General features: G+C 73.3%; 21 protein-coding genes and 1 tRNA gene. 12 read left to right on the forward strand and 10 right to left on the reverse strand.

The features are described 5' to 3' along the window. Nucleotides 1–135: 135 nt before the first annotated feature. The 3 genes from ACFYVJ_RS18905 (at nt 136) to ACFYVJ_RS18915 (ending at nt 2,657) form a co-directional block, all read left to right on the forward strand. The gene (locus ACFYVJ_RS18905; RefSeq protein ID WP_018835851.1) at nt 136–387 is read left to right on the forward strand and encodes a hypothetical protein; all 252 of its coding nucleotides are present in this window, start codon (nt 136–138) and stop codon (nt 385–387) included. A 10-nt stretch (nt 388–397) separates the two neighbouring features. Beyond that, nucleotides 398–1,510 carry a flotillin family protein gene (locus ACFYVJ_RS18910; protein ID WP_388892750.1) on the forward strand — a complete coding sequence of 371 codons (1,113 nt, stop codon included), beginning with the start codon at nt 398–400 and terminating at the stop codon, nt 1,508–1,510. Nucleotides 1,511–1,688: 178 nt separating this feature from the next. After that, complete coding sequence (locus ACFYVJ_RS18915) at nt 1,689–2,657, forward strand: zinc-binding dehydrogenase (RefSeq protein ID WP_388892752.1); 969 nt, start codon at nt 1,689–1,691, stop codon at nt 2,655–2,657. A 15-nt stretch (nt 2,658–2,672) separates the two neighbouring features. On the opposite strand, the gene ACFYVJ_RS18920 is transcribed toward ACFYVJ_RS18915, so the two are convergent. Both ACFYVJ_RS18920 and ACFYVJ_RS18925 read right to left on the reverse strand, forming a co-directional pair. Further along, complete coding sequence (locus tag ACFYVJ_RS18920; protein WP_388892754.1) at nt 2,673–4,202, reverse strand: MFS transporter; 1,530 nt, start codon at nt 4,200–4,202, stop codon at nt 2,673–2,675. A 181-nt stretch (nt 4,203–4,383) separates the two neighbouring features. After that, nucleotides 4,384–5,007 (reverse strand): TetR/AcrR family transcriptional regulator, encoded by a 624-nt coding sequence (locus tag ACFYVJ_RS18925; RefSeq protein ID WP_388892756.1) that lies wholly within the window; start codon nt 5,005–5,007, stop codon nt 4,384–4,386. Nucleotides 5,008–5,229: 222 nt separating this feature from the next. On the opposite strand from ACFYVJ_RS18925, the gene ACFYVJ_RS18930 reads away from it, so the two are divergent. The 3 genes from ACFYVJ_RS18930 (at nt 5,230) to ACFYVJ_RS18940 (ending at nt 11,245) form a co-directional block, all read left to right on the forward strand. Further along, nucleotides 5,230–6,432 (forward strand): family 2 encapsulin nanocompartment cargo protein terpene cyclase, encoded by a 1,203-nt coding sequence (locus ACFYVJ_RS18930; RefSeq protein WP_388892758.1) that lies wholly within the window; start codon nt 5,230–5,232, stop codon nt 6,430–6,432. A 203-nt stretch (nt 6,433–6,635) separates the two neighbouring features. Further along, on the forward strand, nt 6,636–7,490 hold the full coding sequence (locus tag ACFYVJ_RS18935) for a geranyl diphosphate 2-C-methyltransferase (protein WP_388892760.1): 855 nt from the start codon (nt 6,636–6,638) through the stop codon (nt 7,488–7,490). Nucleotides 7,491–7,762: 272 nt separating this feature from the next. After that, nucleotides 7,763–11,245, forward strand: coding sequence for a BTAD domain-containing putative transcriptional regulator (locus ACFYVJ_RS18940; protein ID WP_388892762.1), 3,483 nt, complete (start codon nt 7,763–7,765; stop codon nt 11,243–11,245). Here ACFYVJ_RS18940 and ACFYVJ_RS18945 read toward each other — a convergent pair. Both ACFYVJ_RS18945 and ACFYVJ_RS18950 read right to left on the reverse strand, forming a co-directional pair. Then, nucleotides 11,242–12,063 carry an ABC transporter permease gene (locus ACFYVJ_RS18945; protein WP_388892764.1) on the reverse strand — a complete coding sequence of 274 codons (822 nt, stop codon included), beginning with the start codon at nt 12,061–12,063 and terminating at the stop codon, nt 11,242–11,244. The two genes, ACFYVJ_RS18940 and ACFYVJ_RS18945, sit on opposite strands and share 4 nt — an antisense overlap. Then, the gene (locus tag ACFYVJ_RS18950; protein WP_388892766.1) at nt 12,060–13,070 is read right to left on the reverse strand and encodes an ATP-binding cassette domain-containing protein; all 1,011 of its coding nucleotides are present in this window, start codon (nt 13,068–13,070) and stop codon (nt 12,060–12,062) included. Before ACFYVJ_RS18950 ends, ACFYVJ_RS18945 begins: the two co-directional genes overlap by 4 nt. 422 nt (nt 13,071–13,492) lie before the next feature. Here ACFYVJ_RS18950 and ACFYVJ_RS18955 point away from each other — a divergent pair, with 422 nt between their 5' ends. Further along, on the forward strand, nt 13,493–14,167 hold the full coding sequence (locus ACFYVJ_RS18955; RefSeq protein ID WP_018835840.1) for a Crp/Fnr family transcriptional regulator: 675 nt from the start codon (nt 13,493–13,495) through the stop codon (nt 14,165–14,167). Nucleotides 14,168–14,315: 148 nt separating this feature from the next. On the opposite strand, the gene ACFYVJ_RS18960 is transcribed toward ACFYVJ_RS18955, so the two are convergent. From ACFYVJ_RS18960 to ACFYVJ_RS18975, 4 genes are all read right to left on the reverse strand, one after another. After that, nucleotides 14,316–15,149 (reverse strand): MBL fold metallo-hydrolase, encoded by an 834-nt coding sequence (locus ACFYVJ_RS18960; protein WP_388892768.1) that lies wholly within the window; start codon nt 15,147–15,149, stop codon nt 14,316–14,318. A gap of 34 nt (nt 15,150–15,183) precedes the next feature. Further along, nucleotides 15,184–16,065: an NUDIX hydrolase gene (locus ACFYVJ_RS18965; RefSeq protein WP_388892973.1), complete on the reverse strand. Its 882-nt coding sequence runs from the start codon at nt 16,063–16,065 to the stop codon at nt 15,184–15,186. Nucleotides 16,066–16,234: 169 nt separating this feature from the next. Continuing rightward, a complete protein-coding gene (locus ACFYVJ_RS18970) occupies nt 16,235–16,702 on the reverse strand; it encodes a RidA family protein (RefSeq protein WP_388892770.1) in 468 nt (155 codons plus the stop codon). Beyond that, complete coding sequence (locus ACFYVJ_RS18975; protein WP_123060262.1) at nt 16,702–16,857, reverse strand: DUF4177 domain-containing protein; 156 nt, start codon at nt 16,855–16,857, stop codon at nt 16,702–16,704. The genes ACFYVJ_RS18970 and ACFYVJ_RS18975 overlap by 1 nt, the downstream gene beginning before the upstream one ends. A 96-nt stretch (nt 16,858–16,953) precedes the next feature. Here ACFYVJ_RS18975 and ACFYVJ_RS18980 point away from each other — a divergent pair, with 96 nt between their 5' ends. Beyond that, nucleotides 16,954–17,937, forward strand: coding sequence for an ArsA-related P-loop ATPase (locus ACFYVJ_RS18980; RefSeq protein ID WP_388892772.1), 984 nt, complete (start codon nt 16,954–16,956; stop codon nt 17,935–17,937). Beyond that, complete coding sequence (locus ACFYVJ_RS18985; RefSeq protein WP_388892774.1) at nt 17,934–19,157, forward strand: ArsA family ATPase; 1,224 nt, start codon at nt 17,934–17,936, stop codon at nt 19,155–19,157. Before ACFYVJ_RS18980 ends, ACFYVJ_RS18985 begins: the two co-directional genes overlap by 4 nt. 184 nt (nt 19,158–19,341) lie before the next feature. On the opposite strand, the gene ACFYVJ_RS18990 is transcribed toward ACFYVJ_RS18985, so the two are convergent. Then, entirely contained in the window at nt 19,342–19,698 is a 357-nt protein-coding gene (locus tag ACFYVJ_RS18990; protein WP_018841321.1) for a WhiB family transcriptional regulator, read from the reverse strand. Between the two features lie 385 nt (nt 19,699–20,083). Between ACFYVJ_RS18990 and ACFYVJ_RS18995 the strand changes: the two genes are divergently transcribed. Then, nucleotides 20,084–22,372, forward strand: a complete 2,289-nt coding sequence (locus ACFYVJ_RS18995) for a transglycosylase domain-containing protein (RefSeq protein WP_388892777.1) — start codon at nt 20,084–20,086, stop codon at nt 22,370–22,372. A 69-nt stretch (nt 22,373–22,441) separates the two neighbouring features. Here the strand turns inward: ACFYVJ_RS18995 and ACFYVJ_RS19000 are convergent, their stop codons facing one another. Further along, entirely contained in the window at nt 22,442–22,909 is a 468-nt protein-coding gene (locus tag ACFYVJ_RS19000; RefSeq protein ID WP_388892779.1) for a GatB/YqeY domain-containing protein, read from the reverse strand. A gap of 94 nt (nt 22,910–23,003) precedes the next feature. On the opposite strand from ACFYVJ_RS19000, the gene ACFYVJ_RS19005 reads away from it, so the two are divergent. Together ACFYVJ_RS19005 and ACFYVJ_RS19010 are read left to right on the forward strand one after the other, a co-directional pair. Beyond that, complete coding sequence (locus tag ACFYVJ_RS19005) at nt 23,004–23,975, forward strand: metallophosphoesterase (RefSeq protein ID WP_388892781.1); 972 nt, start codon at nt 23,004–23,006, stop codon at nt 23,973–23,975. A gap of 12 nt (nt 23,976–23,987) precedes the next feature. After that, nucleotides 23,988–24,061 (forward strand) — tRNA-Pro (locus tag ACFYVJ_RS19010). Nucleotides 24,062–24,192 lie beyond the last annotated feature (131 nt).

Consider the following 24,192-nt stretch of genomic DNA (forward strand, 5'->3'; position numbering starts at 1 on the left):
ACGGGCCCCCGCTGACACCGAAGCGCGAAACCGCTGGGCCCCCTCCCGGGGAGGCGAAACCAAGATTGAGCGACCGTCGTCGTGAGTAGGGTACGCATGAACGTCGCGAGCAGGGTGATGGAGGGGGTTCCCTCGATGGTGCCTGACGACGCCGTGATCGGCTGTCTGGGCGTTCTCGTCATCCCCACCCGCGGGTCCGCGGGCCCCGGCGAGGTGCTGGTGCGGGTCAGGGGTGGCACCGAGACCTTTCTCGCCTGGTCCGCCGAGCCGCTGCCGCAAGGGGCGGAGGTGCTCGTCACCGAGTACTGCGGCGGTCGCCAGGTCACCGTGATCGCGTGGGCCGATCCGTTGGACGAGCTGACCGGCGGCATCGGGCCCGTGGAGTGAGGAGGTAAGCATGTTCGGCTATCGCGTTCCGGCCCCCGACCAGGCCATGCTCGTGTCGGGCGGCAGGCGCCGGCGGGACGGCGCACCGTTCCGCGTCGTCGTCGGGCACGGCAGGTTCGTGTTACCGATCTTCCGCAAGACCCGCTTCCTGTCGCTGGCGATGCACGAGTCGGAGGTCGCCGAGTACTGCGTGACCAGGCAGGGCATCCCGCTGACCGTGCGGTCCGTGATCGCCTTCAAGGTCGGCAACGACATCGAGAGCATCGTCAACGCCGGGCAGCGCTTCCTCTCCGAGCAGAAGGAGATGTCGGTGCTGACCGGCCGGATCTTCGCCGGCCACCTGCGCGCCATCATCGGCTCGATGACGGTCGAGGAGATCGTCACGGAGCGGCAGAAACTCGCCTCCGAGGTGGTGGAGACCTCCAAGAGCGAGATGGGCCGGATCGGCCTGATCGTCGACTCGTTCCAGATCCAGTCGATCGACGACGGCGACACCGGCTACATCAAGGCGATGTCGGCGCCCCATCAGGCGGCCATCCAGCGCGAGGCGAAGATCGCCGAGGCGCAGGCGGCGCAGAAGGCGTCCGAGGCGGAGCAGGAGTCCGCCCGGAAGCAGGCCGAGTACGCCAGGCAGACCGCCATGGTGCGGGCGCAGTACAAGGCCGAGGTCAGCCGGGTCGAGGCGGAGGCGGCGCAGGCCGGGCCGCTGGCCCAGGCGCACGCGCAGCAGGACGTGCTCGCCGCGCAGACCGAGCTGGCCGAGCGCGCGGCCCGGCTCCGCCAGCAGGAGTTGCAGGCGGAGGTGGTCAAGCCGGCCGAGGCGGAGGCCGAGCGGGTTCGGGTGCTGGCCCTCGCCGAGGCGGAACGGATGAAGATCCAGGCCGAGGCGGCGTCCTCGTACGACAGGGTGGCGCTGGACCAGCAGTTGATCGACCAGCTCCCGAAGATCGTCGAACGGGCCGCGGCCGGCCTCCAGGGCGCGAACATCAACGTGCTCAACGGGGCCGACGGGCTCGGCGAGCTCACGGCGGGGCTGGTCGGCCAGGGGCTGGCCATCCTGGACTCGGTGAGGACCACCATGCCCCAGCAGCGGTCCCCGGAGGGCGAACGCCGGCCCGACTGAGGCACGTTGATCCGGCCTTCCCGGCCCTCTCCCCTGCCGGCGGACGTCCTGTACAGCCGCCGGCAGGGAGGCCGGCCGCCGCACGGCGATCGCGGCGGGGAGCGGCGCTTGACCTGAACCTTCGTTGAACTTCTACGTTTGACCGCGTCGAGTCGATCAAGACGGGAGCGTGGTCGCGGTGCGTGCGATCGAGGTACGGGAGTTCGGCGGGCCCGAGGTACTGGTGCCGGCGGAGGTGCCCGAGCCGGTGGCCGGGGCGGGGCAGGTCGTCGTGGGGCTGGAGGTGGCCGACGTCATCTACCTGGACACCCTGCTGCGCAGCGGCTGGGGCGGCGAGATCTTCCCGGTGCGGCCGCCGTACGTCCCTGGCCAGGGCGGCGCCGGGACCGTGCTGGCCGTCGGGGAAGGGGTCGACGCGGCGTGGGTCGGGCGACGCGTGGCCGCGCCGGCGTCCGCCGGGTACGCGGAGCAGGTCGTCTCCGAGGTGGCGGAGATCGCCGCGGTCCCCGACGCGCTCGGCCCGGCCGAGGCGGCTGCCCTGCTGCACGACGGCACCACCGCCGTACGCCTCGCCCGCGCCGGGCAGCCCCGGGAGGACGAGACGGTGCTCGTGGCGGCGGCGGCAGGCGGGGCGGGGTCGCTGGTGCTGCAACTGGCGCGCGACGCGGGGGCGCGCGTCATCGCGGCGGCGCGCGGCGAACGCAAGCTCGCGCTCGCCCGCGAGCTGGGCGCGGAGCACGCCGTCGACTACTCCGAGGACGGCTGGCAGGACAAGGTTCGCGAAGCCGCCGGCGGGGACGGCGTCGACCTGGCCTTCGACGGCGCCGGGGGCGAGCTGGGCCGGGCGGCGTTCCGTACGGTGGCGCGGGGCGGCAGGTTCGTGACGTACGGGACGTCGGACGGCGGCTTCGCCGAGATCGACCCGCGCGCGGCCGCGGAGCGGGACGTACGGGTGACCAACCTCCTGGAGGGCGGCCCGCCGCCCGCCGCCGTCTCGCAGGCCGCGCTCGTCGAGGCCCTGGACCTCGCCGCCGCGGGCCGCATCAGGCCGGTGATCGGCGCGACCCACCCGCTGGCGCGCGCCGAGGACGCGCACGCCTCGCTCGCCCGGCGCGCGACGGTGGGCAAGTCGCTGCTCGTCGTGTGAGGGCGCGGGCGGGGCTCACATGTGGATCGTGGGTGCCCCGCCCTTCAGCTCCTTGGGTGCGCCCCGCCGGTACAGGAACAAGGTCACCAGGGCGCCGGCGGCGAAGAACCCCGCCGACCACCAGAACGCGGTGTGGTAACTCTCCAGCGCCGCCTGCGCCTTGACCGCCGGGTCCCTGGGGTTGCGGCCCGAGATGTAGCTCGCGGCGGCGCTGGCGGAGACGGTGTTGAGCAGGGCGATGCCGATGGAGCCACCGACCTGCTGCATGGCGTTGACCGTCGCGGACGCGACGCCCGCGTCGTGCACCGAGACGCCCAGCGTGCCCAGGCTCATCGCCGTCGCCACCACCAGCCCGAGGCCGAAGCCCACCATCACTGTCATCGGCAGGATGTGCGCCGCGTACGAACTGCTGAGGTCCAGCCTCGTCATCCACACCAGGCCGACCGCCGAGACCGCCATGCCCGGGGGCACCACCCACCGCGGCCCGATGCGCGGTACGAGGAAGTTGGTGGCGAGCGTCGCGGCGATCACCAGGCCGCCGACCATCGGCAGAAAGGCGACGCCGGAGTCGATCGGCGTGTAGTCGAGACCCGTCTGCAGGAAGTACGTGAGGAACAGGAAGACGCCGAACATCCCGCCCGCGGAGATCAGCATGCCGAGGTAGGACGCGCCGCGGTTGCGGTCGGTGACGATGCGCGTGGGCAGCAGGGGGTGCCGGCTGCGGGTCGACCACCAGGCGAACGCCGTGAGCAGCACGCCGCCGGCGATCAGCAGCCCCCAGGTGGCCGGCGCGCCCCAGTCCTGGTGCTCGGCGTTGGAGAAGCCGTAGACGACGCAGAACAGGCCGGCGGTGACCAGGGCCGTGCCGGGCACGTCGAGCGTGACGCTCCGGTCCCGGGCCGTACGGGTCAGCAGCGCGGAGGCGAAGGCGAAGGCGACGACGGCGAGGACCACGTTCACGTACAGCGTCCAGCGCCAGTCCAGGTACTCGGTGAGCACGCCGCCCAGCAGCAGGCCGATGGCACCGCCCGCGCCGGACACGGCGCCGTAGACGCTGAACGCCTTCGCCCGCTCGCCCGGGTCGGTGAACGTCGTCGTCAGCAGCGACAGCGCGGACGGGGCGAGGAGCGCGCCGAAGGCGCCCTGGAATGCGCGGGCGAGGATGAGCATGTCGAAGCTGACGGAGGCGCCCGCCACGGCGGACGCGGCGGCGAAGCCGACGAGACCGACGAGGAAGGTGACCTTGCGGCCGACGAGGTCGGCGATGCGGCCGCCGAGGAGCAGGAGGCTGCCGAAGGCCAGCGAGTACGCGGTGACGACCCACTGGCGGTCGCCGTTGGTGAAGCCGAGGTCGGACTGGGCGGACGGCAGGGCGATGTTCACGATGGTCACGTCGAGGACGACCATCAACTGGGCGAGGCCGAGGACGCCGAGGATCAGCCACCGGTGGCGGTGGGCGCGGTCGTCCTGGGGCGTGCCGGCGGTGCCGGGCGGGCCGGGTTCGCCGGCGGGACCGCTGCCGGCTACGGCGTCGGTGCGGGACATGGCGGGCTCCGTGTGGGGGGTCGGATGCTCGGAGGACCGGATGCGGCCCGTACGGGTACGGCGTAGGGGTATGAAGCCGTCGGAGTACGGGCCCGGGCCCGGCGGCCACCGGCCCGCGAGGCGGGCGTACGGGGGCCGGAGGACCGGAGTGACCGGCGAGGGGTGGTGAAGGGCGTACGGCTCAGGAGTGCCGCAGCGCCGGCAGCACCACGAGATCGACGAACCGGGCGAGATACGCGGAATCGGCGAACGTCCCGTCGATCAGCGGGCGTATGACGACCGCGCCGAACAGCAACTGCGGCAGGAACTCCGCCGCGCCCGGCTGCCCCGGCAGTTCGCCGCGCGCCACCGCGCGGTCGAGCAGGCCGCACAGGTGCGTCAACTCGTAGTCCGCGAGGGAGGCGTGCAGCGTCGCGGCCAGGTCCCCGTCGGTGAGCGCGGCGTGGTGTATCGCCGCGATCAGCGCCGTGTCCTTCTCCGCGGTGGTGGACAACTCTTCGACCAGGCTGATCAGATCACCGCGCAGGGAGCCGGTGTCGACGGCGCCGGGGTCCACGGGCCGGTTGGCGATCATCGCGGCGACGACCATCTCCGCCTTGCTGTGCCACTGCCGGTACAGGGTCGCCTTGCTGCATCGCGCGCGGGTCGCGACGAGGTCCATCGACAGCGCCTCGTACCCCGACTCGCGCAGCACGCCCAGCACCGCTTCGAGCAGCTCACGCTCGCGCTCGGGGGTCATGCGGGGCCGGCGGATCCGGGCGTCGGAGGTCTGGCCGGGGAGCTGGCCGACGGGTCTGCCGGGCATGACGAGCGATCCTTTTCGTACGGAACGGTTTCGTACCGCCACGCTAGTTTGCGGCCGGGTGAAACGCAACCGTTTCACCCGGTGACTTCACGAGGGGATCCCCAACCGGCCAATCCCCCTTTTATGCCTACTCTTTCGAGCGATTGCCGCACTCGGCGCAGATGCCTAGCGTCGAAGTATGACGATCTCCTCGCCGGCCTCCGCGGAGGCCGGGTGCCGCGCATGACCGGAGCACCCGCGGAAGCACTCCGCGCCCTCCTCCCCCTCGGACCCACCGGCCTCGGCACCGCCGCCGCGCACCCGCTCGCCGGGTACCTGGCGGAGGCCGTCCCGTCACCCGGGGCGGAGCCCCCCGCCCGTACGAAGCCCGCGCCGGAGCCGGCATCCGGCGCCGGGCCCGACGACGGCTCCGGCTCCGCCGCGGGGCCGGAGGCAGGCACCGCGCCCCCTGCCGACGGCGGCGGCGAGCGCGGGGGCCTGCGGATCCCGCCGCTGTACTGCCCCGACGCCCTGCGCAACGACCCCGCGCTCGGTGAGGAGGTCAACGAGCGGCTGGTCGCCTGGGCAGAGGAGATCGGCATCTTCACGGGCCGCATCGAGCGCCTGCGCTCCCACCAGTTCGGCCGCCTCTTCATGCTCGCGCACCCCGACTGCGACGACCCCGACCGGCTGCTGGCCGCCGCCAAGTGCGGCCTGTCCGAGTGGTCCGTGGACGACCACTGGGTGGACGAGGGCGAGGACCCGGATCCCGCCCTGCTCGGCGAACGGATGGCGCTGGCGCACGCCGTCATCGACCCCGTACGGCTGCCCGCGCGCTACATGCCGCAGTTCGAGGAGACCGTGCAGCGCGAGCCGGTGCTGCGCGCGTTCCGCTCCGCCCTGGCGCACCTCTCGCGGTACGCGAGCCCCACCCAGGTCGCCCGGCTGCGGCACGAGTTGGCCGTCATGTTCGTCGGGTACGGCCAGGAGGCCGAGTGGCGCTCCTCGGCGCGCACCCCCGCGGTGTGGGAGTACCTGCTCCACCGCTACGAGAACGCGTTCTTCCCCTGCATGGTCCTCGTGGACCCTGTCAGCGGGTACGAGCTGCCGCCCGACGAGTTCGCCGACGCCCGGGTCCGCCGCACGTACCTCTACGCCGGCACCGCCAGCGTGCTCCTCAACGATCTGTACTCGATGGGAAAGGAAGACCCCACGGACACCAACCTGCCCAACCTGATCGCCGCCGAAGAAGGCTGCACCCTCCAGGAGGCCGTGGACCGTACGGCCCTGATCCACGACGAGCTGATGCACACCTACGAGATGGAGGCCGCGGCCCTGACCGCCGCCGGCTCCCCGCACCTCGGCCGCTTCCTGGCCGGCGTGTGGGCATGGATGGGCGGCTGCAAGGAGTGGCACGCCACCAGCGCGCGCTACCAGACCGCCTGACCCGCCTGACCCGCCGGGCCCACCCGCCTGCCGGCCCGGACCGCCGGGCCGGCCCGGCCGAACCGGCCCGTCCGTCCCCCCGACGCACCCGCAGGCCCGCCTGACGGGCCCACGCGTCCCGCATCCGCACGCCCCCGACCACCACGCCTCAGCAGCTTCAGCACGCCCAGCACGCTCAGCACGTCCTCAGAAGGAGAACGACCATGGCGGCAGCCGCCGACACGAACGTCCTCAGCAGCCCGTACCAGCACTCCATCGCCGACTACTGGAACCGGGAGAAGGACCCCGTCAACCTCAAGCTCGGCGACGTCAGCGGCACGTACCACCACCACTACGGCATCGGCGAGGTCGACCAGTCCGTGCTGGCGGGCCCGGAGGAGACCAGGGAAGCGCGGATCATCGCGGAGATGCACCGCCTGGAGACCGCGCAGGCCACCCTCCTGCTCGACCACCTCGGCGAGCCCGACGCGGGCGCCCGGCTGCTGGACGCCGGCTCCGGCCGCGGCGGCACGAGCTTCATGGCGCACGAACGATTCGGCTGCCGCGTCGACGGCATCTCGATCTCGCAGTCCCAGGTCTCCTTCGCCAACGACCAGGTGCAGCGCCGCGGGCTGGGGAGCGCGGTGCGGTTCCACCTGAAGAACATGCTCGACACGGGCTTCGAGACGGGCGCGTTCCGCGGGATCTGGAACAACGAGAGCACGATGTACGTGGAGTTGGCGCAGCTCTTCAAGGAGCACGCGCGGCTGCTCTCCCGCGGCGGCCGGTACGTCACCATCACCGGCTGCTACAACGACGCCTACGGGCTGCCGTCCCGCGCCGTCAGCCAGATCAACGCGCACTACATCTGCAACGTCCACCCGCGGTCGACGTACTTCAAGGAGATGGTCGCGAACCGGCTGGTGCCCGCGCAGGTCATCGACCTGACCGAGGCGACGATCCCGTACTGGGAGCTGCGGGCCAAGTCCTCGGTAGCCACCGGGATCGAGGAGGCGTTCCTCACGGCGTACCGCAGCGGGAGCTTCCAGTACCTGCTGATCGCCGCGGATCGGGTCTGACCGGATCCGAACGGCTCGCCCGGTGGGCGCCCGCGGCCGGCGGGACCCACCGGGGCGGCCCGGCGCCGGTGGCCGCGTCCGCACCGGCGCCGGGTTCGGGGGTCCGGGACGGGGTCCGGGGGTCCGGGACGGGGTCCGGGGGTCCGGGACGGGGTCCGGGGGTCCGGGACGGGGTCCGGGGGTCCGGGACGGGGTCCGGGGGTCCGGCGTTCGGTAAAGGGCCGGGTAAAAGGAGATCGGCCGCTCACGGGGTGCGTGAGAGGCTGGCGCACGTGCGCATTGGGGTGCTGGGTCCGCTGGAGGTGGCGGTCGGCGGAGTGCCGGTGGAGATCGCCGGCGGCCGGCTCCGCGCGCTGCTCGTACGGCTCGCGCTCGACCCCGGCCGGTACGTCGGCACGGCGCTGCTCGCCGACGGCCTCTGGGGCGACGACGCCCCCGCCGACCCCGGCAACGCGCTCCAGTCCCTCGTCTCCCGGCTGCGCCGCGCGCTCGGCCGGGCCGACGTCCTCGCCTACGGGCCCGCCGGCTACCGGCTCGCGCTGCCGCCGGAGGCGGTGGACGCCGTGCGCTTCGAGCGGCGGGCGCACGCCGGGCGCGAGGCGCTGGCGGCGGGCGACGCCGCAGCGGCGCGGCGGCTGCTGGAGGAGGCGCTGGCGCTGTGGCGCGGGCCTGCGCTCGCGGACGTGGCGGACGCGCCGTTCGCGGCGGCTCCCGCGCACCGGCTGGAGGAGCTGCGGCTGGAGGCCACCGAGGACCGCATCGAGGCGGGCCTCGCGGATGCCGGTCCTGCCGGTGCTCGCCCCGGTGCCGCGGTCCCCGAGCTGGAGGCGCTGACGGTGGCGCACCCGCTGCGCGAGCGCCCGCGCGCGCTGCTGATGCGCGCGCTGTACGCGGCGGGTCGGCAGCCGGAGGCGCTGGGGGCGTACGAGGAGTACCGCGCGCTGCTGGCGGAGGAGCTGGGCGCGGACCCGTCGGAGGGCCTGCGGGAGCTGCACGTGGCGGTGCTGCGGGGCGAGGTGCCGGGGCGGGGCGGCGCGGGCGGCCCTGGCGGTACGGGGCCGGGCGGCTCAAGCGGTCCGTACGGTACGCACACGGGCGCCGGGAGTGATCCGTACGGCAGCAATCCGGCAGGCGCAAGGGGCTCGTACGGTACGAAGTCCGTCAGCGGCGCCGGCGCCGGTGCCCCCGACGACTCCCCGCCCCCGGTCCGTACCAACCTGCGCGCCGCCCTCACCAGCTTCGTCGGCCGCGACGGCGAACTGCGCCGCGTGCACGCCCTCCTCGGCGGCTCGCGGCTCGTCACCCTCACGGGGCCCGGCGGCGCCGGCAAGACCCGGCTCGCCACCACCGCCGCGGAAGCGCTCCTCGACGACTCCCCCGGCGGCGTGTGGCTCGTCGAACTCGCGCCCGTGACCGGCGGCGACGACGTCCCGTTCGCCGTGCTCGGCGCGCTCGGCCAGCGCGAGACCGCGGTGCTCGACAACCGCCACCTGCCCCCGCGCGACGTGCTGACCCGGCTCACCGACACCCTGGCCGCCGCGCCCACCACCCTCGTACTCGACAACTGCGAGCACGTCGTCTCCGCCGCCGCCCACCTCGCCGACCACCTGCTGCGCCGGTGCCCCGAGCTGCGCGTGCTCGCCACCAGCCGCGAGCCGCTGGGCATCGACGGCGAGGCGCTGTGCCCCGTCCCGCCCCTGAGCCTGCCCCCGCAGGACGCTCACGAGGGGCAGGACGTCCGGGACGAGCAGGCCACCGGCGCGGCCGTGCGGCTCTTCGCCGACCGTGCCCGCGCCGCCCGCCCCGACTTCGCCGTCGGCCCCGCCAACGCCGCCGCCGTCGCCGAGATCTGCCGCCGCCTGGACGGCCTGCCGCTGGCCATCGAACTGGCCGCCGCCCGGCTGCGTGCGCTGCCCGTCGAGCAGGTCGCCGCCCGCCTGGACGACCGGTTCCGGCTGCTGACCACCGGCAGCAGGACCGCGCTGCCCCGGCACCGTACGCTCCAGGCCGTCGTCGCCTGGAGCTGGGAGCTGCTGGGGGACACGGAACGGCGGCTCGCGGAGTGGCTGTCGGTGTTCCCGGGCGGCGCGACGCCCGAGTCCGTCGCGGGCGTGTGCGGCACGGACGTCGTCACCGCTCTCGACCTGCTCGCCGCCCTCGCCGACAAGTCCCTGCTGCAGATCGCGGAAGCACCGCAGGGCGCGAAGGCCGAGCCGGGCGCCGCCCCGCGCTACCGCATGCTGGAGACGATCCGCGAGTTCGGCCGCGACCGCCTCGCCGAGGCCGGCGATCTCGACCGGGTACGGGCCGCGCACGCCGCCCACTTCCTCCGGCTCGCCGAGACCGCGGACCCGCACGTGCGCGGCCGCGAACAGCTCGGCTGGATCGCCCTCCTCGACGCCGAGCACGACAACCTCCTGGCGGCCCTGCGCTACGCCACCGACGTCGGGGACGCCCGCACCGCCGTCCGGCTGGTCGCCGCCCTCGGCATCTACTGGATGATCCTCGGCCACCACAGCGAGGCCGCCGACTGGCTCCGCCTCGCGCTCGCCGTCCCCGGCGACCTGCCCCTCGAACCGCACGCGGTCGCCCTCGGCTTCTACCTCATCAACTCCGCCACCAGCGGCGGCACCGACCCCGACCCGGCGGCCCTGGAGGAGCTGACGGCGCTGGCCGCGCGGGTCGATCCGATGAGCGGGCATCCGATGCTGGCCGTGCTGGAGCCGGGCATCGCGGTGTTCACGGACGACGACGAGCGCGGGCTCGCCGCGATCGACGAGCGGCTGGGGCACCCGGACCCGTGGGCGCGGGGGCTGCTGCGGATGATCCGGGCGGCGTTCCGGGAGAACCGGGGGTACGCGCCGGGTCTCGAGGAGGACCTGGAGGCGGCCGCGGCGGAGTTCCGCGAGGTCGGCGACCGGTGGGGGCTGGCGATGTCCCTGCACCAACTCGGCGAGTACCGCGCGCTGCTGGGGGACGCGGAGCGGGCGCGGGCGGGGTTCGAGGAGGCGCTGCGGCTGATGGGCGAGGTGCACGCCGAGGACGACGTGGGGCAGTTGCGCACCCGGCTCGCGCAGCTCGAAGCGGCGCAGGGGCGTACGGAGGAGGCGCGCGCGGAGTTGCACCGCGTGTTGGGTGTGGCCGTGCGCGAGGGGCGCTCGCATGTCGCGGCGCTGTGCCGGGACATCCTGGGCGACCTCGCACGCTGGGCGGGCGACGCGGACGAGGCGGAGCGGTGGTACGGGGAGGCGCTGGCGACGCTGCGGCGGGGCGGGGTGGCGGTGCCGCAGATCGAGGCGATCGTACGGACGGGGCGGGCGCTGCTCGCGTGCGTACGGGGTGACCTGGCCGGCGCGCGTACGGAACTGGCGACGGGGCTCGGCGTCGCGGTCGGGGTGAAGGACATGCCGGTGGTCGCGATGGTCGGGGTCGGCGTGGCGACGCTGGCGGCGGAGTACGCCGCGCACGCGGAGACGGAGCAAGCGGAGGCGGAGGACGCAGGGGCGGCGTTCGCCCGCGCCGCCGGGCTGCTCGGCGCGGCCGACTCCGTCCGCGGGGTCCGCGACGTCGCGCTACCGGACGCCGCCGGCCTGGCCGCCCGGCTGCGCCGCGCGCTCGGCGCGGAGTTCGAGCCGGCCCGGGCCCGCGGCGCCGCCCTCAAGCAGGGCGACGCCGTCGAACTGCTCCGCGCGTACCTGGCCGACACCCCGGACCCCGCTCCGGGGCCGGCCGCGGAACCGGCGGCCGAAGACTAGGTGCGCCGCAGATACGCCCGTACCGCCAGCGGGAAGAACACCGCGAACAGCCCCGCGCTCCACAGCACCGACTCCAGCACCGGCCCCGCGACCGGCCCCTCGACCATCAGCCCCCGCGCGGCCTCCATCACGCCCGTCACCGGGTTCACGTCGACCCACGTCCCCAGCCAGCCGGGCAGAGTGTCAGTGGGCACCAATACGTTGGTGCCGAAGGTCAGCGGGAACATCGCCATGAAGCCCACGCCCTGCACCGCCCCCGGCTCCCGTACGAGCATCCCGATCAGCACGAACAGCCACGAGAGGCAGAACGCGAAGAACATCACCAGCAGACAGGCCGCCAGGGCCGGCAGCAGTCCGGTCTCGACCCGGAAGCCCACGGCGTAGCCGAAGCCGAGTTGCACCACGATCAGGATGACGAACCGGATCAGGTCGCCGAGCACCGAGCCGATCAGCGGGGCGGAGCGCGCGATGGGCATGCTCCGGAAGCGGTCGAAGACGCCCTTCTTGATGTCGTCGTTGAGGTTGATGCCGGTCTGGACCGACGCGAAGGCCGTGTTCATGACCATCAACGCCGGCAGCAGGGTCTGCAGATACGCGTGCGTGGAACCGGCGACCGCACCGCCCAGCAGGTACAGGAACATGACGAGGAAGAGGATCGGCTGCAGCGTCACGTCGATCAGTTGCTCGGGCGTGCGCCTGGTCTTGACCAGGCTGCGGCCGGCGAGGGCGACGCTGTGGCGTACGAGCGCGAAGGGCCGCGCGGCGCCTTCGGGGCGGGACGGTACGGCGGTCCGCCCGGGGGCGGTGAGCGTGGTCATCGGACGGCCTCCTCGGTCTTCGCGGTACGGGCCGCGCCCGCGGCCCCGGTGCCGGAGCCGGAGCCAGCCGTGGCGGCCGTGTCGTGGCCGGTGAGGGTGAAGAACACGTCGTCCAGGTCGGGCAGCCGCAGCGACAGCTCGGACACCGCGATCCCGGCCTCGTCGAGGCGGCGGACGGCCGCCGTGAGCATGTCGTCGTCGGCGACGGGGACGGTCAGCGTGCCGCGCGTCGGCGACTCCGGCTGCGTGCCGGCCACCGCCGCGAGGATCCCGGCCGAGTCCAGCAGCCGCGCCGGGTCAAGTGGGCGCAGGTCGAGGTGGCGGCCGCCGACGCGCCGCTTCAGCTCGGCCGGGGTGCCGTGGGCGATGACCCGGCCGTGGTCGATGACGGAGATCTCGTCGGCGAGCGCGTCCGCCTCCTCCAGGTACTGGGTGGTGAGCAGCACGGTCACGCCGTCCCCGACCAGCGAGCGGACGATGCCCCAGACGTCCTCGCGGCGTACCGGGTCCAGGCCGGTCGTCGGCTCGTCGAGGTAGATGACGTCGGGCCGGCCGACGAGGGAGGCGGCGAGGTCGAGGCGGCGGCGCATGCCGCCGGAGTACGTCCGCACGGGGCGGCCGGCGGCCTCGGCCAGCTCGAAGTGCGCGAGCAGCTCGCGGGCGCGGGCCCGGGCGGCGGCGGTGCGCATGTCCAGGAGCCGCCCGATGAGCACGAGGTTCTCGGTGCCGGTCAGGTCCTCGTCCACGGAGGCGTACTGGCCGGTCAGCCCGATGAGCCGGCGCACCTCGCCGGCGTCGCGGACGACGTCGAGGCCGCCGACGGTCGCGGTGCCCTCGTCGGGGCGGAGGAGGGTGGCGAGGATCCGTACGGCGGTGGTCTTGCCGGCCCCGTTGGGGCCGAGGACGCCGAGGACGGTGCCCTGCCGGGCCGCGAGGTCGATGCCGGCCAGCGCGGTGGTCGCGCCGAACCGTTTGACCAGGCCCTCGGCCCTGAATGCGTAGGTCATGCGGGTGTCTCCTTCTCGGTCTGCGGGAAGGAGCGTGCCGAGGACCGCTGGCACGGCGCGCACAGGACACTGTCATGGCGGCGCTATGTCCGGTTTATCGGATTGCAGGAGGTGCGTTCGCTGAGAGCGGAATAGGGCCGTACGGGTCAACCCACGCGTCACGCACGACGGCGCCCCGACCGGCTCGTTGAGCGCCCGCCCGGGCCTCCGCGCGCAACCACGCGCCCCCGCGCAACCCCCCGAGCGCCCGCCGCTGAGCACCGGAAAAGTGCCGCCAATCGGACCCCTGGGCTACGGTTCACGCTGCGGTACGTCAAACTTGTGACTGATCGCACTGTTTTACTGTCCGGCATCATGGAAAGCGACGGGCCGACCGAGCAACGGCCCGCGGTCGCCCGGGCACCCCGACAAGGAGAGAACTCGTGGACGACGTTCTGCGGCGCGCGCCCCTCTTCGCCGCGCTCGACGACGAGCAGGCTGCGGAGCTGCGTGCCTCCATGACCGAGGCGACGCTGTCGCGCGGTGACGCGCTCTTCCACGAGGGCGAGCCCGGCGACCGGCTGTACGTCGTCACCGAGGGCAAGGTGAAGCTCCACCGCACCTCCCCCGACGGGCGCGAGAACATGCTGGCCGTGCTGGGCCCCGGCGAGCTGATCGGCGAGCTGTCCCTGTTCGACCCGGGCCCGCGCACGGCCACCGCCTCGGCGTTGACCGAGGTCAAGCTGCTCGGCCTCGGCCACGGCGACCTCCAGCCCTGGCTGAACGCCCGCCCCGAGGTCGCCTCCGCGCTGCTGCGGGCGGTCGCCCGCCGGCTGCGGCGCACCAACGACCAGATGTCCGACCTGGTCTTCTCCGACGTCCCCGGCCGCGTCGCCCGCGCCCTGCTGGACCTCTCGCGGCGCTTCGGCGTGCCGGGGGACGAGGGCATCCACGTCGTGCACGACCTGACGCAGGAGGAGCTGGCCCAGCTCGTCGGCGCCTCCCGGGAGACGGTCAACAAGGCGCTGGCGGACTTCGCCAGCCGCGGCTGGCTGCGCCTGGAGGCGCGGGCCGTGATCCTGCTGGACGTGGAGCGCCTGGCGAAGCGCTCGCGCTGACCCGGAGCCGGCGCCACCGCGCGGACGCCACCGCCTCACGGAGACCACCCCGGCACGGAGACCACCCCGGCACGGCTGCCACCGCTTCACGGCGCCGCCGCGGCACCGACGTGGCTTCGCACGCACGTGACCGGGACGGTGGGCCCGGCTACGTGATCAGGCCGTGCTCCTTCAGATACTCGAGCTGGGCCCGCACCGACAGCTCGGCCGCGGGCCACAGCGTCCGGTCCACGTCCGCGTACACGTGCGCCACCACGTCCGCGGCCGTGCGGTGCCCGTTCTCGACCGCCGTCTCGACCTGCGCCAGCCGCGTCGCGCGGTGGGCCAGGTAGTACTCCACCGCGCCCTGGGCGTCCTCCAGCACCGGCCCGTGGCCCGGCAGCACCGCCGAGACGCCGTCGTCCACGGTCAGGGACTGCAGCCGGCGCAGCGAGTCGAGATAGTCGCCGAGGCGGCCGTCCGGATGGGCGACCATCGTCGTGCCGCGGCCGAGGATGGTGTCGCCGGTGAGCACGGCGTCGTCGGCCGGGAGGTGGAAGCAGAGCGAGTCCGCGGTGTGCCCCGGCGTGGGCACGACCCGCAGCTCCAGCCCGCCGACGGATATCACGTCCCCGGCGGCCAGCCCTTCTTCGCCGAGGCGCAGCGCCGGGTCCAGGGCCCGCACCTTCGTCCCGGTCAGCTCCGCGAAGCGGACCGCTCCCTCGGCGTGGTCCGCGTGCCCGTGGGTGAGCAGCGTGAGCGCCACCCGCAGGCCCGCCCGGTCCGCGGTGTCCACGACCGCCGCCAGATGGCCTTCGTCCAGCGGCCCGGGGTCGATCACCACGGCCCGCGCGGAGTCCGGCTCGGCGACGATCCACGTGTTCGTGCCGTCGAGGGTCATGGGCGAGGCGTTGGGCGCCAGCACGCACGTCGCACGCGCGGTGGCCGGTCCGCTGAGCACCCCGCCGCGCGGCTGCCCCGGCAGCGCCGCCGCGTCCGTCACACGACCACCCCCGCCGTCCCCTGCGCTGCCGCCCTCATGACGGCAGCCTCCGCGTGAACTCCTCGTGCCCGGGAGCGCTCAGCACGACGTCGTCCCCCTCCATCCGGGCCTTCACCAGCACCGCCGCAAGATCCCGCTCCCCGGCCGCTTCCAGCGCCGCGGCCGCCGACCCGTACTCCCTGAGCCCGCGCAGCATCGAGATCGTCGGCGGCAGCATCACCAGCTCGCCCCGCTCGTATCCCTCGGCCGCCTCGGCGGGCCTGACCCACTCCGCGCGGTCGGCCTCCGTCGAGGCGTTCCGCGTGCGCTGGCCCTCGGGGAGGGCGGCGACGAAGAACCACGTGTCGTACCGCCGGGTCTCGAACTCGGGGGTTATCCAGCGCGCCCAGGCGCCGAGCAGATCGGTCCGTACGACCAGTCCGCGGCGGGCCAGGAAGTCGGCGAAGCCCAGCTCGCGGGCGACCAGCGCCGCGCGGTCCGCCTCCCAGTCCGCCCCCGTGGTGTCCGCCACGACCTCCGCCGCCGAGGCCCCGGCCAGCAGCACCCCGGCCTCCTCGAACGTCTCCCGCACGGCCGCGCAGACCACCGCCTGCGCCTCCGGCTCGGCCACCCCCAGCCGGGCCGCCCACTGCGCCGGAGACGGCCCGGCCCAGGCCGCCGCGTCCAGCGGGCGCTCGTCGCGCGGATCGACGCCGCCGCCCGGATACGCGTACGCACCCGCGGCGAAGGGCATGGAGGTCTTTCTCCGCAGCATGTACACCCACGGGCCGTCGGGGGCCGTGCCGCGCAGCAGCAGCACCGTCGCCGCGCGGCGCGGCGTGACGGGCGTCAGCTCGCCGCGGGCGAGCGCGCGGATGCGCTCGGCGGGCGGAATCCACCGGGGCTGCGCACCCGCCGCGGCGTTCGCGGCGTTCATTTCGGACATGACCGGGAGCCTACGGGCTGCCGAGGACATGTTCGAGTGGGCAACCCCAGCCTGTGGACAACTACCGGCATGTGGATAACTCCGGCCCCGCGGACCCCCGTACCCGCCCGGAAGAGCGCCCCGGAAGAGCGTCCCGGACGAGCGCCAGGGACGCAGCCCCCTACCCGGCCAGCTCCGCCTGGAACTCGATCTCCACCGGCGCGTCCAGCGGCAGCACCGCCACCCCCACCGCGCTCCGCGCGTGCACACCGGCCTCGCCCAGCACCTGGCCCAGCAGCTCGCTCGCGCCGTTGATCACACCCGGCTGGGCCGTGAAGTCCGGCGCCGAAGCCACGAAGCCGACGACCTTCACCACCCGTACGACCAGGTCGAGGTCCCCGGCGACCGACTTGATCGCCGCGAGCCCGTTCAGCGCACACCGCGCGGCCAGCTCCCTGGCCTCCTCCGGCGTGACCTCGGCCCCGACCTTCCCGGTCAGCGGCAGCGTGCCGTCGACCATCGGGAGCTGCCCGGCGGTGAACACGTACGGCCCGCTGCGCACGGCGGGCACGTACGACGCCAGCGGCGGCACCACCTCGGGCAGGCTGAGCCCCAGCTCGGCGAGCTTCCCCTCGACCCGCCCCGCCATCAGCTCTTTTCCCGCTTCAGATACGCCACGAGCTGCTCGGAGTTCGGCCCGGGCACGACCTGGACCAGCTCCCAGCCGTCCTCGCCCCACTGGTCCAGGATCTGCTTGGTGGCGTGTACGAGCAGCGGCACGGTCGCGTATTCCCACTTCGTCATGGGCCAGACTTTAGCCCGCCCCGACTGGCCCCCGCTTGGGGCCGTCGGACGGAGGCGGTCTGCTGAGTCGCGCGCCGAGGAATTAGGCTCGCGGACATGAGCGGGCTCCAGAGGCTGCACGTGGTGACCGGCAAGGGCGGGACCGGCAAGACGACCGTGGCCGCCGCCCTGGCGCTGGCACTGGCCGCCGACGGCAGGCGCACTCTGCTCGTCGAGGTGGAGGGGCGGCAGGGCATCGCCCAGCTCTTCGAGACCGAGCCGCTGCCGTACGGCGAGCGGCGCATCGCCTCGGCGCCGGGCGGCGGCGACGTGTACGCGCTCGCCATCGACGCCGAGCAGGCCCTGCTGGACTACCTGCAGATGTTCTACCGGATGGGCAGCGCCGGACGGGCCCTCCGCCGGCTCGGCGCCATCGACTTCGTCACCACCATCGCCCCGGGCCTGCGCGACGTCCTGCTCACCGGCAAGGCGTGCGAGGCGGCCCGCCGCCAGGACAAGCACGGCCGGCACGTGTACGACGCGGTGGTCATGGACGCCCCGCCGACCGGCCGCATCACGCGCTTCCTGGGCGTCAACGCCGAGGTGGCCGGGCTGGCCAAGGCCGGGCCCATCCACAACCACGCCCGGTCGGTGATGCGGGTGCTGACCTCGGCCCGTACCGCCGTGCACCTGGTCACCCTCCTTGAGGACATGCCGGTGCAGGAGACCGTCGACGGCGTCGCCGAGCTGCGCGAGGCGGGGCTCCAGGTCGGCGCCGCGGTGATCAACATGGTGCGCCCCTCGCTCATGGACGACGCCGAGCTGGAACGGGCCGCCGCCGACCCCGCCGCCCTCGCCGCCGCGCTGTCCGCCGCCGGGCTGGGCGGCGCGAGCCGGGGCGCACGGGCGGAGCGGCTGGTCGCGCCCCTGCTGCGGGAGGCGCGCGAGCATACGGAGCGGCTGGCCCTGGAACGTACGCAACGGGCCGCGCTGGCGCGGCTGGAGCTGCCGCAGTACGAACTGCCGCTGCTCACCGAGGGAGTGGATCTGGCCGGTCTCTACCGGCTGTCCGGCGAGCTGGGAAAGCAGTGGCCCCTATGAGCCTCGACACCGCGCCCCGGCTGGACGCCGACGGGCTCCTCGACGACCCGCAGACCCGCATCGTCGTCTGCTGCGGCGCCGGCGGCGTCGGCAAGACGACGACGGCCGCCGCTCTCGGCGTACGGGCCGCGGAGCGCGGCCGCCGCGTCGTGGTGCTCACCATCGACCCGGCGAAGCGGCTGGCGCAGTCCATGGGCATCGACGCCCTGGACAACAGCCCGCGGCGGGTCGACGGCGTGGAGGGACCCGGCGAGCTGTACGCCATGATGCTCGACATGAAGCGCACCTTCGACGAGATCGTCGAAGCGCACGCGGACGGGGAGCGGGCCCGCGCCATCCTGGAGAACCCCTTCTACCAGTCGCTGTCGGCCGGCTTCGCCGGCACGCAGGAGTACATGGCGATGGAGAAGCTGGGCCAGTTGCGGGCCCGGGACTCCTGGGACCTGATCATCGTGGACACCCCGCCCAGCCGCTCCGCGCTGGACTTCCTGGACGCGCCGAAGCGGCTGGGATCCTTCCTCGACGGGCGCTTCATCAGACTGCTGACCGCGCCGGCGAAGGCGGGCGGCCGGGCGGGGATGAAGTTCCTCAACGTCGGGATGTCGATGATGACGGGGACGCTCGGCAAGCTGCTGGGCGCCTCCCTGCTGCGCGACGTGCAGACGTTCGTCGCGGCCATGGACACGCTCTTCGGCGGCTTCCGCACGCGCGCGGAGGCGACGTACCGGCTGCTGCAGGCGCCGGGCACGGCCTTCCTGGTGGTGGCGACGCCGGAGCGGGACGCGCTGCGGGAGGCGGCCTATTTTGTCGAACGCCTCGAAGCGGACCGGATGCCGCTGGCGGGTCTGGTGCTCAACAGGGTGCACGAGAGCGAGGCGGCGCACCTGAGCGCGCAGCGGGCACTGGCGGCGGCCGAGGCGCTGGACGAGCGGGGCATGGACGACGCGGGCTCCGGCGCGAAGGGCGCGGGGACGGCGGGCACGAACGGCACTGCCGGCACGGGCACGGAGGGCGCGGCGGATGCCGCGGCGCTGCTGCGGCTGCATGCCGAGCGGATGCAGGTGCTGGCACACGAGCGCCGTACGCGGGACCGGTTCGCGGCGCTGCACCCGGAGGTTCCGGTGACCCAGGTCACCGCGCTGCCGGGGGACGTACACGACCTCGCGGGGCTACGGGACGTGGCGGAGCGGCTGACGGCGCAGGAGGCGCCGGGCGCGTAGGCCGGAGCACGCGTGGGGGGGCGTAGCCGGGGCGTACGGCGCGCGGGCCGCGCCCGGCCCGTAGCGACGGGCACAAGGGCAACGGGCCCGAAGGCTCAGGACAGGCGCACAGCGGGGCTTGCGGCGGACTCACGACGGGCACACAGCAGGCTCACGGCGGGACTGCGAGCCCCGGAGCCCGGGGTCAGCCCGCGGCTACCGGCAGCTCCTCCGCGGCGCGCAGCGCGTCCTCGTGCAGGGCGCCTTCGTGCAGCGGCGTGCCCGCGCTCTCGTACTCCTCACGTGCCGTTTCCAGCAGTCTGCGCCACGACGTGACCGTCGGCCGGCGGCGCAGCAGCGCCCGCCGTTCGCGTTCCGTCATGCCGCCCCATACGCCGAACTCGACGCGGTTGTCGAGCGCGTCGGCGAGACACTCGGTGCGCACCGGGCATCCGGTGCAGACCGCCTTGGCTCTGTTCTGTGCCGCGCCTTGCACGAACAGTTCGTCCGGATCGGCAGTGCGGCAGGCTGCCTGTGCGCTCCAGTCGGTAACCCAGCTCATGCTGGCGCCGTCCTCTCCCGAATTGAGGCTCCCCCACGGCGGCAAACGGCATATGCACCGTTGCCAGTTGAGGACGTTACGGAAGGAGTGCGGCAACGCAACACCCCCGTCAGGCCCAAAGTTGAATGGCCCGAACGGACTATGCGTACGCGGCAGATCACCCACCGGAGTGAGCCCTCCTGGCCAAGGACGATCCGGGCAAAGCGGGCAGTTCGCCGACTTGCAATCGGATCTCGGGCGTCACATGTCGTCAATTCGGTCAAGCCTCATCACCCACAGGAGTGAACCAACGGGCGAGGTGGACCGTGGCCGGTGGTGATGGCCGAAAACAGAGTAGGCGAACAGACGGGCGGCTGTCCGGGGAATCAGAAGTTAGGGTGGCCCCATGGCCTACAAGCGCCCGGGTGGCGGACTCACCGCCACGCAGCAAGCCGCGAAGTTCCTCGGCGTCAGCGTCCTCGCGGGCTCCGTGCTCGCGGGCCTCGCGCTGCCCGCCGCCGGTCTGCTGGGCCTGACGGCCAAGGGCACGGTCGCGGAGTTCGACGACATCCCCGCGGACCTCAAGCGCCCCCCGCTCAGCCAGAAGACCACCATCCTCGACCGCGAGGGCGGCCACCTGGCCGACGTCTATTCGCGCAACCGCACGGTGGTCAAGTTCGACGACATCGCGCCGGTGATGCGGCAGGCGATCGTCGCGATCGAGGACGAGCGGTTCTACGAGCACGGGGCCGTCGACCTCCAGGGCATCCTGCGCGCACTGAACAGCAACGCGCAGTCCGGCACGGTCTCCGAAGGCGCCTCCACGCTCACCCAGCAGTACGTGAAGAACCTCTTCGTCGAAGAGGCGGGCAACGACGCCCGGAAGGTCGCCGAGGCCACCCGGCAGACGCTCGGGCGCAAGATCCAGGAGCTGAAGTACGCGATCCAGGTCGAGAAGGAGCTCACCAAGGACGAGATCCTGGAGAACTACCTGAACATCGCCTTCTTCGGCCAGCAGGCGTACGGCATCGAGGCCGCCGCCGAGCGCTACTTCAGCAAGTCCGCCGACAAGCTGACCCTCGCCGAGTCCGCGATGCTCGCCGGCATCGTGCAGTCCCCGAGCCGGTGGGACCCGATCAACGACCCGGAAGCGGCCGAGAGGCGCCGCAACGCCGTGCTGCGGCGCATGGTCAGCAACGACAACGTCACCCAGGCCGAGGCCGACAAGGCCATGAAGGAACCGCTGGGCCTCAAGGTCAGCGAGCCGCGCAACGGGTGCATCACCGCGGTCAGCGGCGCCGCCTTCTTCTGCGACTACGTACGCGAAGTGCTGCTCGACGACAAGAGCTTCGGGAAGACGCCCGAGGCGCGGTCCAAGCGCTGGAACCGCGGCGGCCTGACCATCCGCACCACCCTCGACCCGGTGGCGCAGAAGTCCGCCAGCGAGTCGATCAAGAGCCACGTCTACCAGGACGACAAGGTCGCCACCGCCGTCACCATGGTGGAGCCCGGCACCGGCAAGATCCGCGCGATGGGGCAGTCCAGGCCGTACGGCTCGGGCAAGAACGAGTTGATGATCAACCTGTCCGTTGAGAAGTCCATGAACGGGTCCAACTTCGGCTTCCAGGTCGGCTCCACCTTCAAGCCGCTCACCACCGCGGCGGCGCTGGAGAAGGGCGTGCCGAACACGAAGGTGTACCCGTCGCCGAACGAGATGCCGTATCCGAGCCCGGTGGACACGTGCGAGTCCGGCGCACCGTACGTCAACTCCACGGGTGAGGAAGTCGCGAACGAGACGGAGGAGGAGGTCGGCCCGTACAGCATGCGCGAGGCCACCGCCAAGTCCATCAACACCTACTTCGTCGACCTCATCTCGGACATCGGCATCTGCCCGGTCAAGGAGCTGGCGCAGAGCATGGGCATCCACCGGGGCGACGGCAAGGAGCTGGAGGAGTCCCCCTCGCTCACCCTCGGCGGCCAGACCATCGCGCCGCTGGCGATGGCCAACGCGTACGCGACGTTCGCCAACCGCGGCGAGTACTGCAGTCCGGTCGCCATCGAGTCCATCAAGGACGCGAAGGGCAAGAAGGTCCCGGTGCCGAAGACGCAGTGCAAGCGCGTCATGTCGGAGAAGACGGCCGGCACGATAAACACCCTGCTGTCGGGCGTCGTCGAGGACGGCACCGGCCAGGAGGCGGGGCTGACCGGGCGGGACAACGCGGGCAAGACCGGTACGACGGACGAGCGGAAGGCCGCCTGGTTCGTCGGCTACACCTCGGACCTCGCCGGCGCGGTGTGGGTCGGCGGGCCCCAGGACGACGTCTCCATGGAGAACATCCAGATCGGCCCCACGTACCACGAGCGGGTCTTCGGTGGCGCGGTCCCCGGCCCGATCTGGCGCGACGCCATGGACGGCGCCCTGGCGGGCAAGACGTCACCCGAGCTGTACAAGGTCCCGGTGCCGGTCGACCGCCCCGACAAGGGCAAGGGCGACGATGACGACGAGGACGACGACGACAAGCCGGACGACCCGCTGGGCGGCCTCCTCGGAGGCAACAACGGCAACGGCGGCGGGAACGGCGGCAATGGCGGGGGCCCCGGCGGCGGCGGCCCGGGCGGCGGCACGCTCGACGGGGGCGCGCTGGACGGCGGCTGGTCGGACGGCGGGAACGGCGGCTGGCCGGACGGCAGGTGACGGGGGACCCGGCCGCGACGGCCGGAGAGCCCCCGTACCCCGGGCCTCAGCTTCGGTGACCGGAGCCGGTCACCCCTGACCGAGGGCGCGCTTGACCGCGGCGGCCACGCGCCCGCCCTCGGCCCGCCCTGCGACCTTGGGATTCACGATCTTCATCACGGCGCCCATGGCCCGCGGGCCCTCGGCCCCGGCAGCCTTCGCCTCGGCGACGGCCTCGTCGGCCAGCGCGGCCAGCTCCTCGTCACCGAGCTGCTTCGGCAGGTAGTCCGCGAGCACCTCGCCCTCGGCGCGCTCCCGCTCCGCGGACTCCGGACGACCGCCCTGCGCGAAGGCATCCGCGGCTTCGCGCCGCTTCTTGGCCTCGCGGGTGATCACCTTCAGCACCTCGTCGTCGGAGAGCACGCGCGCCTCCTTGCCCGCGACCTCCTCCTTCGTGATCGCGGTGAGCGTCATACGGAGGGTGGCGGCACGCAGCTCGTCCCGGCCCTTGATGGCGGCCGTGAGGTCGTCCTGCAGCTTCGACTTGAGCGTGGTCATGCCCGGAGTCTCCCATGCCGCGCCGGCAGCGCGCCGACGCCGCCGGATCCGGCCCCTGGCCACCTCCACCCCGCGCCTCTGCGACGATAGGAGGATGCGCGCGCGATACGGAGTGCCCCTGGGTCTGGCCGCTCTCTCGGCCGGCAGCGTCGCCTACGCGGCCGTGGTCGAACCCCGCGCCTTCCGGGTCCGCCGGGTCACCGTCCCCGTACTGCCGGAAGGCATGCACCCGCTGCGCATCCTGCAGGTCTCGGACATCCACATGGTCTCGGGCCAGCAGGCGAAGCGCCGCTGGCTGCAGTCGCTGGCGGGCCTGCGGCCCGACCTGGTGGTGAACACGGGCGACAACCTGTCGGACCCCGACGCGGTGCCGGAGCTGCTGGACGCGCTGGGCCCGCTGATGGAGTTCCCCGGGACGTACGTCTTCGGCTCGAACGACTACTACGCGCCGACCTTCCGGAACCCCGGCCGCTACCTGATCGAGAAGGCCCGCGGCATACACGGCCTCAACGGCCGCCACCGCCTCCGCCACAACGTCCCCCGCAACCCCTGGGAGGGCATGCGCGACGCCTTCGACGCGGCGGGCTGGGTGGGCCTGGACAACAGCCGCGGCCGGCTGAAGCTGGACAGCGGCGCGGTACTGGGCCTGACTGGTCTGGACGACCCGCACATCAAGCACGACCGCTACACCGCGGTCGCCGGCGGCCCCGACCCGGACGCGGACTTCTCCCTCGCCCTGGTCCACGCCCCGTACCTACGCGTCCTCGACGCCTTCACCGCCGACGGCTACCCCCTGATCCTCGCCGGCCACACCCACGGCGGCCAGCTCTGCATCCCCTTCTACGGCGCCCTGGTGACCAACTGCGACCTGGACACCAACCGCGTCAAGGGCCTCTCCACCCACACCGCCGGCTCCCGCCGCTCCGCCCTCCACGTCTCCGCCGGCTGCGGCGCCAACCGCTATACCCCCTTCCGCTTCGCCTGCCCCCCGGAAGCCACCCTCCTCACCCTGACCCCCACCCCCGGAAACGAATTTCACCCGACCCGCTCGGGTGGGCTACAGTAGTGCTCGCAGTCACGGGGTGTGGCGCAGCTTGGCAGCGCGCTTCGTTCGGGACGAAGAGGTCGTGGGTTCAAATCCCGCCACCCCGACAGCAAAGCACCAGGTCAGGGGCTTGATCCGCTTAGCGGATCGGGCCCCTGAGTGGTTTCCGGAGATCGTTCGGAGAGGTCGGGGGCGAGCCAAAGGCCGTGCCGACCACCGCACATGGCCGGCAGGCACT

This window comes from Streptomyces sp. NPDC004134 (assembly GCF_042874195.1).
Classification (GTDB): Bacteria; Actinomycetota; Actinomycetes; order Streptomycetales; family Streptomycetaceae; genus Streptomyces.